We start from the raw sequence: 16,144 nt of genomic DNA on the forward strand, positions 1-16,144 counted from the left end.
GGCTCCGGCAGGCTCACGAGTCCTCCTTGGAGCATCCTCAACAACAGCCGGAACACCCCGCTTCACGGGACTCCTCACTCTGCCAGTCTTCACCAGCGGTGTCCTCGTCCAAGACCAAATTTTGCACCTTTGGCCCTCCCCAACCCCACGACAGTAACGGTACTCAAATAATGAAGCGCATCTTCAGGCCCCTTGGACTCCTGGCGGCCGCTGTCGTGGCTGCCACCTCGTTCGCACTGCCAGTACTTCCGCCGCTGCCGGATTCCATTACCCCCGGCTCGGTGGTCAATTCTCAGACCATCCCTGCAGTGGACGCTTCACCGGACCTCTCGCCGCTGCGCGTACTCCCCAGCAAGGATGCTCCCGGAACGCACGCTACCGTGATCGGCACAGCCAGCGCAGTCATGCCAGGACAGCCCCAGGAATCAAGCTCCCTCGTCGTCCGAACAGCATCGATGCCGCTCGCGCCACCGCCGGCGAACGATAAAGGGGCCGGAGACTTCACGGCCCTGCCAGGAACATTATCGGGAACCTGGGGAACGACCGGCCAGACCGGCGGCTTCACCTGGACGTATCCTCTGTCCGCCCGGGAAGCCCCGGCCGGGCAAAGCCCGACGTTGGGGCTGTCCTATGACTCCACCCGGGTCGATGGCCTCACCAGCGCCACCAACAACCAGGCCTCAGCCATCGGGGACGGTTGGGCGCTCACCGGGACCGGGCGGATCTCACAGAAATTCGTGCCGTGCTCAGACCAGGCCGTCACAGGATCGTACGACCTTTGCGGAAATCCCGGGGGGCAGAGCATCAGCGTCAGTTTCGGCGGGCGTTCCGGGCAGCTGGTCCGCGACGCCGGGAAAGGGATGTGGAAGCTTTCCAAAGATGATGGCTCACGGGTCGAATACCTCACCACTGCCGGGACGAACGGCACCTACGACGGCGGCTACTGGAAAATCACCGACACCTCCGGCACCCAGTACTTCTTCGGCCTGAACAAACTTCCCGGCGCAGGCAACGCGACCACGAACTCGGTGGACACCGTCCCCGTGGGCGCGGCAGATGCGAGCCAGCCCTGCGCAGCAGGTTCCTTCGCCGATTCACTGTGCCAGCAGGCCCAAGGCTGGAACCTGGACTACATCGTCGATGTCCACGGGAACTCCCAGGCCCTGTACTACAGCCAGGCGCTGAACTACTACAAAGCGCAGGCAGGGACCGGCGCAATCCTGCCCTATGTCCGCTCCAGCCGCCTGGACCGCATCGACTACGGCATGCGAGCCGGTGCGGAGCTGACGTCCTCGGCACCTCTGCGGATCAAGCTCGACTACACCGACCGCTGCACCGGCGTAGTCTGCACCGCCGGGACCGATGTCCCCACCGGTCTGGCGTGCCCGCAAGCGGGTCCGTGCACCGTCCAGTCCCCGACCTTCTACATGGATCACCGGCTCAAGGGCATACAGACCGAAACCCTTGTGGCCGGAACTTACCTCGCAGCGGACCGATGGAACCTGAACCACTCCATGCCCGACCCCGGTGACGGAACAAAACCTGCTCTCTGGCTCGGCTCCATCGAACACCAGGGCCTGAACACCCAAGCCGGCCAAGCAGCCATCACCGACCCGCTTGTCATCTTCGGCGGCGAGGCCCGGCAAAACAGGGTCTGGGTCACCGACGGACTCGCACCCCTGAACAGGTACAGGCTCTCGGCCATCAAAACCGTCACCGGCGCCCAAATTGCCGTCAGCTACCACGTTGCGGACTGCAGTCCCACGAGCCTTCCGGCCTCCCCCGAAACCAACATACGACGCTGTTTCCCGCAAGTGTGGGCCCCCACCACCCCTGTCGTGAAGCCGCCACAAACGGACTGGTTCCACATCTACCCCGTCCAAGCCGTCACCGTTGACGCCGGCCCGGGCGGAGCCGGCAGCCTGTCCCAGACCACCACCTACGAATACATCGGCACCCCGGCATGGAAATACCCCGAACCCGTCTACCGCACCGGACCGGCAGGGGCGAAACAAACCTGGTCAGTGGCCGCCGGCTGGGCCCAAGTCAAAACCCTCACCGCCGCCTCCACCACCATCACCACCTACCTGCGCGGACTGGACAAAACACCCTCCAACACCACCGGAGGCCTGAAAACCGCCACACAGGCAGCCTCCGACGGGACAACAGTCCCTGACTCCGTCTGGTTCGCCGGGCGGGTCCTGGAAACCCAAAAGTTCCTCAGCAACAACGGGGCACTGCTTACCGCAACCGTCAACGTTCCCTGGGCCTCGGCCCCGACGGCGACCGGCGTCATCGCCCTCGGTACCCCCACGGCCCGGCAAGAGGGGACCAGTAAGAACTGGACCAAATCAGCCATCGACACCGGCTGGCGGAACACCCAGTCCGACACCTACTTCGATAGCCTCGGCCGGCCCAAGGCCATCACGCACGCGCTCGACCTCGCCACCACAACCGACGACACCTGCACCACCACCGCTTACGCGGACGGAGCCACCCCGAACCTGCTCTCCCTGCCGGCCGTGATCTCCACCTACGCCGGCGCGTGCGCAAGCAGCGGCGCGCCCGCCGGGAATCTCCTCAAAGCCACGCAGAACCTTTACGACACCAGCACCAGCGCCGTGCCCGGCAGCACCGGCTACACCACACCGGTGAAGGGAAGCGTGACAACGACGCGGCAGGCAAAAAACATCAGTGGGAGTTCCGCTACGGCATGGGAGTCAGGCCCCACTCAGGCCTACGACGCCCTCGGCAGGCTCAGCACCTCCACCGACAGCACTACCGGCCTTCCCCGCACGACGACCACCGCGTACGCGCCGGCGACAGGCCCGATCACCGGTGTGACGGTTACCAATCCTCAGGGCTGGACCGAAACCACAACTCTCGATCCCGTCCGCGGCCAGGAACTGACCGTCATTGACGCCAACAGCAATGTAACGACGAATGCCTACGACGCAACCGGGAGAATCACCGGGACCTGGGACCCTTCACGTCCCGCAGCTACCAACCCCGTCCCGACCACGTCAACCACTTACAAGGTCTCGCAGACGGAGCCCTCCTGGATCAAAACCGGGACCGTCAACTTCCGTGGTTCACCCGGGGAGAGCTACAAGATCTACGACGGCCTCGGCAGGCTCCGCCAGACCCAGGAGTGGTCCACACACGGCGGAACGATCGCCACCGACACCTTCTACAGCGAAGGAGGAGCCAAACAGCTCGAACGCCACGGCTACTACCTTCTGACCGATCCCGATGGGACTCTCCGGATCCCGTCCCTCGCGGTCCCGTCCTCCACTGACTACCAGTACGACACCGCCGGGCGTCTGATCAAAACCCGCAAACTCGCCTACGACAACCAGGAACAATGGGCGACCACCATCGCCTATTCCGGCACGAACTCCGTGACCACCACGGGACCCGGCAACGACCCGGCCGCTAAGGTCACTACTGATGCCGCGGGGAAAACCGTCGCCCGAAAGGTCTACCAGGGAACCACACCCACCGGTACCGCCAACACCACCACCTACACGTACAACCCGCTCCAAAGCATGACCGGGATGACTGACACCGCCGGCAACACCTGGGCCTGGTCGTTCGACCCGCTCGGCCGACAAACCAACACAACAGACCCCGACACCGGAACCACCACCACGGCCTACGATGCCAGCGGTCGGCCAGCCACCACCACCAACGCCCTGGGCACCATTACCGCCACCGCCTACGACGCTCTTGACCGTCCCACCACCATCACCACCACACTCACCGGACAGTCATCAAAACCCCTCCTCACTTACACCTACGACACCGAGAAAAAGGGCCAGGTCGCTTCAACCACCCGTTACAACGGACCTAACCAGGACCAGCCCGTAACAACCACGCTCGCGGGCTACAACGCCAACTACCAGCCCGGTTCCGTGAAAACCCAACTCCCCGCATCCGTTGGAGCTCTCGCGGGGACTTACGAAACCCTGTCAACTTACGGAAAGTCAGGGCTCCCCGCGAAAGTTACGTATCCGGCGATCGCAGGGCTTCCACGGGAAGTTGTCTCCCACAGCTACAACGACTGGGATCAACCCTCTGGTGTCTTGTCTGAGTTTGGTGTGACTTATGCCGGGTCCGCGCAGCAGGACAACATGAACAACCTCGCCTTCTACGGCCAGTCCGATAACAAACTCTTCACCGCCGGCACCGACACCATGGGTTCCACCAAGGTCTACTACTCCTGGGACCACACCACCGGACGGCTCCTGGACAGCCAGACACTCAACGAAGCCGGCAACGTCACGACCGACCTCGGCACCACCAAATACACCTACGAACCCAGCGGCCAGCTCACCTCCCGGGACCTGACCTACACCACCCGCCCCGGCCGCCCCGCAGCCGACGACTTCCAGTGCTACACCTACGACCACGCCGGACGCCTCGCCGGAACCTGGACACCAAACAGTAGAAATTGCGCCGGAGGCTTCAGCCCAACAGGGCTCGGAGGCGCCGCACCGTACGCCCAGACCCTGGAGTACAACACCACCGGAGACCGCACCCAGGTCAAACGGTTCAATGCTGCAGGTGCCCTGGCCGCCACCGAAAGCTACGCCTACCCCGGAGCTCTCACGGATCCGGGGGCGTTTTCCGCCCAAACCCCATTCCGACAGATGGATACCCGCGACGGGACCGGCGGGATCAACACCCCCATCGGACCCGGACAAACCGTCAACCTCAAAGTCACCGGCCGCGGAGGAATCCCCGCCACCGGGGTTTCCGCCGTCGCCATGAACATCACAGCGACCTCCCCCACATCCAACGGGGTCATCACGGCCTACGCCGGCGGCACCCCGAAACCAGGCACATCCAACCTGAACTACGGACCAGGACAAACCGTCCCCAACTTCGCCATCGTCCCCGTGGCCGCCGACGGAACCGTTTCCTTCACCAACGACTCCGCCGGCACCGTTCAACTCATCGCAGACACCTCCGGCTACTACCTTCCCGGCACACCCACGGCCCCCGGGGCGTTTTCCGCCCAAACCCCATTCCGACAGATGGATACCCGCGACGGGACCGGCGGGATCAACACCCCCATCGGACCCGGACAAACCGTCAACCTCAAAGTCACCGGCCGCGGAGGAATCCCCGCCACCGGGGTTTCCGCCGTCGCCATGAACATCACAGCGACCTCCCCCACATCCAACGGGGTCATCACGGCCTACGCCGGCGGCACCCCGAAACCAGGCACATCCAACCTGAACTACGGACCAGGACAAACCGTCCCCAACTTCGCCATCGTCCCCGTGGCCGCCGACGGAACCGTTTCCTTCACCAACGACTCCGCCGGCACCGTTCAACTCATCGCAGACACCTCCGGCTACTACCTTCCCCCCGCTACCGGACAGCCCGGCCCCCACCGGCTCCAGAGCCTCACCTCGAGCCCCGCATCAGGCTCGGCAACCACGTCAACGTTCACCTGGGACGCCGCCGGACGCATGACCGGACGCAGCGGACAAACCATCACATACACCCCCGATGGGAAAATCGCCTCCACCACCGGCACGTCCACCGTCCCGCGCAACCCCAACCCGGCAGCAGCCACTGGAACAGCACCCGTGACCGGCACCGCAACCGCAACACAGCGCTACTACGCCGCGGACGGCAGCCTCGCAGCGACCATCGACGGCACCGGCACCACCATCACCATCGGCAACACCACCGCCTTCTGCACCACGGCTGGGGCTATCACCGCCACACGCACGTACACCTTTTCCGGGAAGACCGTCGCGCAACGCACCTCCAAACCAGGAGCAACCCCAACAGCCGTCTCATTCATCACCGGAGACGGCGTCAACACCGCACAAATCATGACCGGCCCCACCACCAACGCCGGAGCCACCGGCATCACCGCAATCAAACGCCACACCGACCCGAACGGCCTCACCCGCGGACCCACCACTACCGCGATCGGACAGACCGCCCTCACAACAGCGCCGGCGCCTGCAACCTCCCCCGGGTCTAACGCCGCCAATGAAAACGGGTTCTCCGCAGCCACCGGATACCTCACTGGCACCGCGGACATTGCCAGCGCACTCACCCACCTCGGCGCCCGCGACTACGACCCCGTCCTCGGGATCTTCACCGCTCCCGACCCGATCCTCGACCTCGCTGACGCGAAGTACTTCTCCCCCTACGCCTACTCCGAACACGACCCGATCAATCACCTGAGCCGGGGTGCGTCCGTCGGTGTCGTATTCAGCGACGATGGCACGGGTGCGGCTGCGTGGGATGCGGCCTTTCGATGCGAACACGTCGACGATGTTGTCGACGCTGCCGGGATCGAACCCGGGGTCGTTGATGACATACCAGCCGAGGGGACTCGCCGTCGAGGACCTGGCCTGACGTGTGTCGCGGGCCAGCCACCGCCGGGTTAGGGCAGGTGTCCCCATGGCCGTATGAGACGGGATGTCGGAGGATGACGGAGGCGCCTGCGTTGGGCACCCGGATGATGAGTCCGCGAACAAAAATGACTGGTGAACTTCATGAAACTCGCGATGCATAAAGAGCTACTGCGGGAGCCGTACCGGCCCTGGGTGCCAGCGCATTTCTGGCGGGCGCGCCCGCTGCCAATGCTTCAGGCTCAGGGACAGCGCGTCCGTCAGGACGGGTGTGTTTCTACTTCAATTCCGATTACCAAGGCGCACGGGCCGACTGCGCCAACAGCGACGCCGGCATGGGGAACGAGCTGTTCACCGACGGCCCGGCTGGGCGGAACGGCTGGGGAGTCCAAGTCAACAACAATTCAGCGTCCCTGATCAACAACACGTACGGGTACATAACCATCTACGACAGCCCCGACTGCGTTGGCTACGCGTGGCACATACAAATGCCGGAACGCCTCAACCTGGGCGAGATGAAAAACAGGGTCAGTTCAATCTACATAACCGACGGCGGCGGGGCCTGCATCTCACGGGACCAGTCCGAGGCTAAGCCCTACACACTGCCCGGCGGGGGCATTGCCGCGCTCTCGGGCAATGCCCAAAAAATGGGTCCGCAAAGACTGACCGGCCTCCGGAACCTGCACCACAAACGCATCGGCCCTACGGCAACTCCCTGGATCCCAGAAAGTTGCCGCAGGGCCGATGACGTTAAACGGAGTTCAGCTCCTCGGCCCATAGCAGCGCGTGGTCCACCCGCAGCTCACACTTTGAAGTACTTCGCCTCCGGGTGGTGGAACACAAACGCGTCGGTGGACTGTTCCGGGTGCAGCATCAGCTCATCGCTGAGGACCACGCCCATCCGCTCGGGTTTCAGCAGCTCCGTCACCTTGCGGCGGTCCTCCATGTCAGGGCATGCGGGGTACCCGAGCGAGAACCGGGCGCCGCGGTAGTCGAGCTTGAAGTACCCGGCCTTGTCCTTCGGCTCCTCGGCGGCAAAACCCAGCTCCGAGCGGATGCGCGCGTGCCAGAATTCCGCCAGCGCCTCGGTGAGCTGCATGACCAGGCCGTTGAGCTCGTAGTAGTCGCGGTACTGGTTGGCAGCGAACATCTTGGAGGTGAACTCTTCGATCTTGGCACCGGCTGTGACCAGCTGCACCGGCAGCACGTCGATCTGTCCGGACTCGCGGGAGCGGACAAAGTCGGCCAGGCACAGGTGCCGGTCCCGGCGCTGGCGCGGGAAATCGAACCGCAGGCGCTCGGTGCCGATCGGACCGCCGGAACCACCGTCGGGGGCGAGCAATCCCGCAGTGCCGAGGACGCCGTCGTGATCCTCCCCGTGGTGCAGCACCACCACCTGTTCCCCGTCGGCCACCACCGGGAAATAGCCGTAGGCGACGGACGCATCAAGCATTCCCTCGCCGAGGATGCGGTCCAGCCAGTACCGCAGGCGCGGCCGGCCCTCACGTTCCACGAGTTCCTCGTAGGAGGCGCCGTCATCGCCGCGGCCGGGCTTGAGCCCCCACTGCCCCATGAACGTTGCGCGCTCGTCGAGCATGGCCGCGTAGTCGTGCAATGCCACGCCGCGCACAATGCGCGTGCCCCAGAACGGCGGCGCGGGCACGTGGTTGTCGGCGACGACGTCGGACCGGCCGGGCATTGCCTCCGGCTCGGTCACCGTGAACTTCGCACCGCCCTTATGGATCCGCTTCTTCAGCGGTGGAAGGCCGACGGCGGCGGGGTCGGCGCCGCGGGCCACCTGCACCAGCGGTTCCATGAGGGCCAGGCCCTCGAAGGCGTCCTTGGCGTACCGGACGGTTCCTTCAAACTGCTCTGCCAGGTCCTGCTCCACGTAGGCGCGGGTCAGGGCGGCGCCGCCCAGGATGATGGGCCACTTCTTCGCGAGGCCCCGGGACTGGAGCTCGGCGAGGTTTTCCTTCATCACCACGGTGGACTTCACCAGCAGCCCGGACATGCCGATCACGTCGGCGTTGTGCTCCTCAGCTGCGGCCATGATCTCGGCGATCCCCTGCTTGATGCCGATGTTGATGACTTTGTAGCCGTTGTTGGTGAGGATGATGTCCACCAGGTTCTTGCCGATGTCGTGCACATCGCCGCGGACAGTGGCGATCACCATGGTGCCCTTGCCCGAGGAATCCGACTTCTCCATGTGCGGCTCGAGCAGGGCCACCGCGTTCTTCATGACCTCGGCGGACTGCAGCACGAACGGCAGCTGCATCTCGCCGGCGCCGAAGCGCTCACCCACCACCTTCATGCCCTCGAGCAGCTGATCGTTGATGATGGCCAGCGGGGCCATGCCTTCGCTGCGGGCGAGGTCCAGGTCCTCTTCGAGGCCCTTGCCTTCGCCGTCGATGATGCGCCGCTGCAGGCGTTCGCCGGTGGGCAGCGCCGCGAGTTCCGCGGCGCGCTGGTCCTTGAGCGCTGCGGTGTCGACGCCGGCGAAGAGGTCCAGCATGATGTTCAGGGGGTCGTACGTGATGTTGCCGTCGGCGTCGTATTCGCGGCGGTCATAGACGAGGTCCATGGCCACTTTGCGCTGTCCTTCGGGGAGCGAGGCGAGCGGCACGATCTTGGCGGCGTCGATGATGCCGCTGGTCAGGCCGGCCTGGACGGCTTCGTGCAGGAACACGGAGTTCAGCACCATGCGCGCTGCCGGGTTCAGGCCGAAGGACACGTTGGAGACGCCGAGGGTGGTCTGAATGCCGGGATACTTCGCGGTGATCTGGCGGATGGCCTCGATGGTTTCGATGCCGTCCCGGCGGGTCTCTTCCTGGCCGGTGGCGATGGGGAAAGTCAGGGCGTCGACGATGATGTCTTCGACCCGCATCCCCCATTCGCCCACCAGGGCGTCGACGAGGCGGGAGGCGATGGCCACTTTGCCCTCGGTGGTGCGTGCCTGGCCCTGTTCGTCGATGGTCAGGGCGATCACGGCGGTACCGTGTTCCTTCACGAGCGGCATGATGCGCGCGAAGCGGCTTTCCGGGCCGTCGCCGTCCTCGTAGTTGACGGAGTTGACCACCGGTCGGCCGCCGATGTGTTCGAGCCCGGCCTGTAGGACGGCCGGTTCGGTGGAGTCCATGACGAGCGGGAGTGTGGAGGCCGACGCGAAACGCGAGACGATCTCCTTCATGTCAGCCACGCCGTCGCGCCCCACGTAGTCGATGCAGACGTCGAGCAGGTGCGCGCCGACGCGGACCTGCTCGCGGGCGATGTCGACGCAGTCGTCCCAGCGCTCTTCGAGCATCGCCTGGCGGAACGCCTTCGAACCGTTCGCGTTGGTGCGCTCACCAATGGCAAGGTAGGCGGACTCCTGGTCGAAATTCACGTGGTGGTAGAGGGAGGCGATGCCTGCTTCACGCTCGGTGGGAAGCCGGCCGCCGTCGGCGCCCCTCCCACCGCCGGTGACGGCGCCGGCGGCGCGGAAGGGAGCAAGACGCTCGACGACGGCGGCCATGTGCTCCGGCGTCGTACCGCAGCAGCCGCCCACCAAGCCCAGGCCGAATTCGCGCACGAACTGCTCGTGCGCGGTGGCGAGTTCGGTGGGCGAGAGCGGATAGTGCGCGCCGTTGGGACCGAGCACGGGGAGACCGGCGTTGGGCATGCAGGCGATGGCCACGGAGGACTGCTTGGAGAGGTGGCGCAGGTGCTCGCTCATCTCATCCGGCCCGGTGGCGCAGTTCAGGCCGATGGCGTCGACGCCGAGCGGTTCGAGCGCGGTCAGGGCAGCGCCGATCTCAGATCCCATCAGCATGGTGCCGGTGGTCTCGACGGTCACCGTAACGAAAATGGGAAGCCGGACGCCGCGGGTCACGATGGCCTGTTTGCAGCCGTTGACCGCGGCTTTGGTCTGCAGGAGGTCCTGGCTGGTCTCGATGAGGAAGGCGTCCGCTCCCCCGTCGATGAGGCCCTCGGCCTGCAGGGCGAAGGTCTGCTTGAGGTAGTCGTAGCTGGTGTGGCCGAGGCTGGGGAGCTTGGTGCCCGGCCCCATGGAGCCCAGGACCCAGCGCATGCGTCCGTCTGTTTTTTCTGCCGCTTCGGCGCGCTCGCGGGCGATCTCTGCACCCTTCCGGGCGAGCTCTTCGATCCGGTCGTCGATGCCGTAGTCGGAGAGATTGGACCAGTTCGCACCGAAGGTGTTGGTCTCGACGGCGTCGATGCCGGTGGCGAAGTAGGCGTCGTGGATGTCCGCGAGGACATCCGGCCGCGTGGCGTTGAGGATCTCGTTGCAGCCTTCCAGCCCCAGGAAGTCGTCCTCGAGCGACAGCTCCCGGCCCTGCAGCATGGTGCCCATGGCCCCATCGGCAATGACGACCCGGTGGTTCACCGCATCCAGGAGTTCCTGGGCGCGTACGGGGCGGGGGACGGAGTCTATATCAAGCGCAAAACGAGGCATCTAAACAGGTTACGTCTGGGGGCGGCGACGTTGCGCTGTGTGTCCGTGTACTACGACGGTGGGGTGGTCGGCGTCCTTCGCGTGTCTCACCGCCGATACGAGATGTCTCCGATGACGGCAGCGCTGTAGGTAACGTCGTCTGAGCCCTTAGGGCCGCGCAACAGGACTGCGCGGGAATACGGTTCTCAATGCCGCCCCGGTTCCAAAGGAGCCGCAGCAGGCACCCCGCTCAAAAGCGGGGCCAGAGGAAAAACCACCGTTGCCGACATCTTCCTCAGTTCGCATTGGTACGTGCTGTTCGCTACCCACAGAGAGAACGAATACCGCTCGCTACACACAGAGAAGACGAATACCGCGGTTCACAAGCTATTGGCGTTGAGGAGCAACCACCCATAGATCGCTCCGGTGTCTGACACACCCCAGAAAAAACGCTTCCTGACCATCGAGCAGGCGGCCGACGAGCTGAACGTGACCACAGCACCCGCGGGTGAGCTTCGAAGCATTCAAGTCCGCCGCCGTGTGTGGCGCATCAAAGCCAACGATCGCGAAGACGACGCCGCTGAGGCTTTTAAGCGCACCGCCGAGCGGAAGTCCACAGGCGAACTCAAAAGGAAGCGCAGCCCGAGGCCTGACCTGTGTGTTGACCTGGGGTTGGTGAAGCGACTGACCGGTGGACATGACCCTTGAACGACATGTGGGTCTCACCCGTGTGATTGTAGTGGCGCAGCCAGACCGGGAAAGCGACAACGTGCTCTGCCGGTCTCCGTTTTCTCGTCCGCGAGGATCTCTGTGTACGCCGAGTCAACAAATGCCTTGGCCGTCCCATCCGAGTGAACTCTTCGTGAGGAGTGGGAAGCACTAGGGTTTAGTTATGAGCGAAAACAAGTTCTCGGGCCTCGAAAAGCAACTAGCAGCTGAGCGGCGAAAGGTCGACGTAGGAGCAGTTAGTTTTTCCGTTCGCGAACTTGTGCGAATGTTTGAGGAAGGTGAGCTGAGCATTGCGCCCTCGTATCAGCGTAAATACCGCTGGCCGAAGGCCGTAGCATCCACTTTTATAGAGTCGCTATTTCTCGGATTGCCAATCCCCCCAATTTTTGTGGCAACCAATGACAACTTTCAATGGGAAGTGGTTGATGGACTCCAGCGCATCTCGACGTTGATCATGTTCATTTCACAGTCCGAGGAGCAACTCAAAAAGATTGGCAGGAATGCTCCGCTTAAGCTTGAAGGCCTTACGAAACTCTCGCAGCTGAATGGAGTGGCTCTCGAAGATATGCCCATAGCAATCCAACGCTACTTTGGGCGACAGCCCTTGCAACTCATTTCTCTTACAGACAAAAGTGACAAGGGCGTCAGGTTCGACCTCTTCGAGCGTCTAAATTCTGGTGCGATATCCTTGACTCCTCAAGAGGTGCGGTCAGCCGTCTACCGAGGTGACTTCATCGAATTTGCCGAGGAGCTGAGCGCGAGCACCGCGTTTTCGACTCTACTCAAGCTTCAAGAAGCGAACAGGCACGACGGCACGGCCGCCGAGCAAGTCATCAAGTTTTTCGCTTATAAGAATACCCGAGACGCATTTGCGGGCGGAGTATCGAAATTCGTGAATGAATTCACTGACTCGGCAAACAAAAGCTTTGACTACTCACGCGAACGTGAGATATTCCAATCAACCTTCACGCTACTCTCTGATTTCCTGGATGATGGTCCGTTCTTGCGGAAAAACACGCACGTCACTCCACTCGTGCAATTTGAAGCCTGCGGCGTTGCCCTCGGGGAATTAGTGCAGGAAGGCGACTTGCCTACACCGCCCTTGACTGATTGGCTAAATGACCCTGAACTGGTTGGAGCGAGCACCGGCGGGACGAACACCCGCTCGATGTTGAAGCGCCGAATCGAGCGCGCGCGAGCCCTCCTTAGCGGAGATGAGTAAACCGTTCAGCATCAGCATAATTGAACTTGGGGATGCTGCAACGAACCGTTTGGAATTCTGGCGCCAAACGCTCTTACGATTATCGTCCAATGCGTTACCTGGGGTTACTGAGAGTGACCCACTAGGGCAAGAGCTACGTGGGGCAGCTGCTGTCGCGGCAATGGCTGAAATCGAGCGCCTCCTCAGAGAAGCTCTCGTAGAATTATCGGTCGACATCAATCGCGCAGGAGTGGCGATCTCAGCCCTCAGTCCGGGTCTGCGCGCACTCGCATCAGATTCCCAATTCCAGGCAATGAGTATGTCTTCGAAAGGAGATAAACACTGGGATAACCGCGCAATTGTAACTAGCCTGGAAACGAATATGCAGATAGCCAAATTTCCGGCCCGTATCACCTCAGGCCCGCAACCGCCTCTTGATGGGAAAACCATAAGAGCACATCATTTTCAACGGATCTGGGCCGTGCTGGATTTAGATGAATCTGCAGTCCCTGCGGCGGATATGGAAGCATCATTGAATGCCATGTCCACCATGCGCAATGATGTTGCGCACGGAAATGATCCGTTGCCTGAAATATTTCACGAACAGGTTGTGGGTAAATCTGCAGCCGATATCGCACAACATGTCCTGCAATTGATTCGCCTAGTCGACCATTTTTGCCTTTCGCTCTCATCGTATGCATCTGGACGCAAGTACAAAATCGTATAGGTAACAAGATTTCGTCTTACATGGTTGAACGTCAGCACCAGCGCCTTGAGGCCTGATTCAGCCCTTCGACTGTCGTCTCATAAACACGTTTGTGAGACGACAGTCGACATGCAGTCTAGGCACGTTCACCGGGCATAGCCGCGTACTTGAGTTGACCCCTCCGGGTGCTCGCCAATCGCCAAAGCTCATTTAAGGACTCACCATGTCGGCCGAAACCTCTCTTCAATAGGAGCTGTGCGTTGCGTGGCCTATCGAGGAGTTGCTATGGCTTTTGTAGGATATGCGACTACAGGCGACTTGATCACCACCCATCAGTACAACTCTGCATTGGGGCTGCAAACTCGTCATCGAATATGGAATTTCTGGTTCAAAAGTGGTGCCACAAATCCCACCGACCACCCGGCGGCACTAATGTTTAGAATTTTTCTTCGGACGCTTTAGTGTGTCGAAATCCCCAGCCTGCCTTAAACTGCCGAGTCTTTGGTGGAGTTCCGGTTCCAGTTCTCCTATATGGTCGTCGAAGAAAACATCAGCCAACTCTCTGGCTTGAGAATCGTAGAAGAATGCCACTCCTCGCTGCAGGCCGAGTTGATACTTTTTAAGACGTAGATACTGCCGAATGTGTCTCCCATACGCATCAGCAGGCTGTCCCGGAGCACTCGTGCACCAGACGAGCAGCCATCCCTCCTCTAAGGAGTTACCGAAGGGCAAGGCAACTCGCCTCTCGCGTCCTACGGAAGTACCATCGGGCAGTATCAGACTTGGAATTTGTGCCAATGTCTCCTGGAATTCCGAGGACCCCGCGAGAAGTGTGGCCCCCACACTCAACCAGCCATAATCGCGTCGAGATGCAATCGCATCTATCAGATGCCCAAGAGGGCTGCGGGTCATACTGGGCTTGGGTGAAGGCTCGCTGCGCCCCTCGTCGATCGGCGCTTTGCCCGCTAGCGTAGGCGATCCGTCATCCCGGGTGGCAAGTTTCGAGGCATACCAACTGTCCAGAACGTCCGTACGACTCGTTATGATCCTTGGCGCCTGCGTCTTACGTCGTCGACGCTCAGCCGTTGTAGGTGGTGGCATGAACGGCATCTGACTCCGAACGAAGTCCGGATCGGGTTCCACATAAAGGCCCGATTCGAGGAAGTAGAGGAAGAGATCAAGTTCATCCGGTGCCGAGTAGAAGACCGTTGCTTCGGGATTGCAGCGCCGACGAAGGTAGAGCAGGAATTCAGATGGCCTATCCACAAGCCGAGTGATGAGATCTAGGTCGTGGATCGAGACCGTCCACGGGATGCGGTCTGACTTCAAAATACCAGCGCGAACGAGTTCCGAGGTTGCTGTGGAGGCAAACAGCAGATCATCTAGGCTTACCGCTATCGTGTGAATCTCGCGGATATGAGAAAGATCTAACCAGCCGTGTTTGTGGATCCGCAATCCGCCATCGCATTGGATGCGTTCCTGCAAGCGGCTGGCCTGCTCGGAGGCCTTTGTGATTATTCCGGTTAGGTCTTTCCGGAGACTGCGGCTGTTGCCGGTACGCGATCTCGAGGAGATGGCAACGGCCTTATCCTCAACGATGATGGCGACGTCGTCCTGGATGATGAGGTGATCACCTTCAACTCGTTTACTGAACTTTGCAGGGGCCAACTGCCCCTCTCCTTCAGTGGCCGGAACATAGTATTCAAAGCCGTCCCAGTTAATTGCAGAATCCAGGACTCGACGGAGCGCTGCCGTCGTGAGCGTTTCAAGAAGATCTCCGCGGTGCTTTTGGTACAGCTCCCAGACTGAGGTCGCCTTTAGGTGCTTTTCTAGGCGCTCACGGACAGCTGGCAGAACGTGAGCACCATGTACGAGCATTGCGCCGTCGCCCGTCGACCTCAGAACCGGGTGTGAACGAAGTTTGTTGTTACCCCCAATGAAGTCATCCACGAGTTGGTGGGCCGACAGATCCTTTGGGTCGAATGAGAAGTAATCCAAAACCGCCGTGACAACAGTCTTTGGTAAATTAGTCGCTTCACAGATCTCAGCGATCGTAACCAAAACCGAGTCAACGCTGGGTTCAAACGCATCCTTCCAGGCTTGGAACGCTTCTACCAAGACCTCCACACTAACCTCAGCTTCATCAGGATGCTCCGAAGCCTCGAAGAGGCGCCTACTGCGAACGTTGAGACGGTCGATTTGAAGTTCGTGACAGCTGTCTAGGACATGTACGGCATCTTCAGCGTCGAAGGCGAGATCAGTCTTCAGTTGTTGACTGATCTCCGGTGTTCCAAACATCTGGGAGAGTGTCTCAACGACCATCTCAGGATAAGAAGAATTCCGTACCCACATTTCTGATCCACGCATCATTGCGCCGAGCATCGCCAGCGGTTCATCAGGATCCGATTCAGCTGTTTGAAGCAGATGGGCCAAGTGCAGAATCCGCTCAACCATGGGCAGTACCTTCGACAAGGCTTCCCCGATGCTTTGCTGTTGTTCTGCAGTTTGCTCCGTCAGTTGACTCGTAGCGTCCTCTTTCCCATCTGGAGTCTCGGCACTGCCACCTGCAGCTATGAGTGCTATGAGCTCAGCACGCGTTGCCCCACCTTCTGCTTTATCAACCGTTTCGGGTGAAGCAATCTCGGTCGCACCTGACCAAGGCAAGCATGTAATCCTTGCCACCTCGATCACTC

The 16,144-nt window shown here is 61.5% G+C and carries 6 protein-coding genes and 1 pseudogene; 5 read left to right on the forward strand and 2 right to left on the reverse strand.

From position 1 onward, the window contains the following. Nucleotides 1-170: 170 nt before the first annotated feature. On the forward strand, nt 171-6,419 hold the full coding sequence (locus ACZY0Q_RS17305; protein ID WP_463918714.1) for an RHS repeat-associated core domain-containing protein: 6,249 nt from the start codon (nt 171-173) through the stop codon (nt 6,417-6,419). 233 nt (nt 6,420-6,652) lie between these two features. Continuing rightward, nucleotides 6,653-6,802: pseudogene (locus ACZY0Q_RS17310) on the forward strand (peptidase inhibitor family I36 protein); the annotation flags it as partial. 383 nt (nt 6,803-7,185) lie between these two features. Here ACZY0Q_RS17310 and metH read toward each other — a convergent pair. After that, on the reverse strand, nt 7,186-10,836 hold the full coding sequence (gene metH, locus ACZY0Q_RS17315; RefSeq protein ID WP_463918715.1) for a methionine synthase: 3,651 nt from the start codon (nt 10,834-10,836) through the stop codon (nt 7,186-7,188). A 405-nt stretch (nt 10,837-11,241) separates the two neighbouring features. Here metH and ACZY0Q_RS17320 point away from each other — a divergent pair, with 405 nt between their 5' ends. The 3 genes from ACZY0Q_RS17320 (at nt 11,242) to ACZY0Q_RS17330 (ending at nt 13,472) form a co-directional block, all read left to right on the forward strand. Further along, nucleotides 11,242-11,523: a helix-turn-helix domain-containing protein gene (locus tag ACZY0Q_RS17320; RefSeq protein ID WP_463918716.1), complete on the forward strand. Its 282-nt coding sequence runs from the start codon at nt 11,242-11,244 to the stop codon at nt 11,521-11,523. Between the two features lie 184 nt (nt 11,524-11,707). Further along, a complete protein-coding gene (locus tag ACZY0Q_RS17325; RefSeq protein WP_463918717.1) occupies nt 11,708-12,766 on the forward strand; it encodes a GmrSD restriction endonuclease domain-containing protein in 1,059 nt (352 codons plus the stop codon). A 160-nt stretch (nt 12,767-12,926) separates the two neighbouring features. After that, entirely contained in the window at nt 12,927-13,472 is a 546-nt protein-coding gene (locus tag ACZY0Q_RS17330; RefSeq protein ID WP_463918718.1) for an MAE_28990/MAE_18760 family HEPN-like nuclease, read from the forward strand. Nucleotides 13,473-13,880: 408 nt separating this feature from the next. Here the strand turns inward: ACZY0Q_RS17330 and ACZY0Q_RS17335 are convergent, their stop codons facing one another. Continuing rightward, a complete protein-coding gene (locus ACZY0Q_RS17335; RefSeq protein ID WP_463918719.1) occupies nt 13,881-16,142 on the reverse strand; it encodes a hypothetical protein in 2,262 nt (753 codons plus the stop codon). Nucleotides 16,143-16,144: the final 2 nt, after the last annotated feature.

The organism is Pseudarthrobacter lactosi (assembly GCF_055412785.1).

Excerpts from the sequence above, each read along its gene's own strand:
- ACZY0Q_RS17330 (WP_463918718.1), top strand. The coding sequence starts at position 12,927 with ATGGCTGAAATCGAGCGCCTCCTCAGAGAAGCTCTCGTAGAATTATCG.
- ACZY0Q_RS17325 (WP_463918717.1), top strand. The coding sequence starts at position 11,708 with ATGAGCGAAAACAAGTTCTCGGGCCTCGAAAAGCAACTAGCAGCTGAG.
- metH (WP_463918715.1), bottom strand. The coding sequence starts at position 10,836 with ATGCCTCGTTTTGCGCTTGATATAGACTCCGTCCCCCGCCCCGTACGC.
- ACZY0Q_RS17305 (WP_463918714.1), top strand. The coding sequence starts at position 171 with ATGAAGCGCATCTTCAGGCCCCTTGGACTCCTGGCGGCCGCTGTCGTG.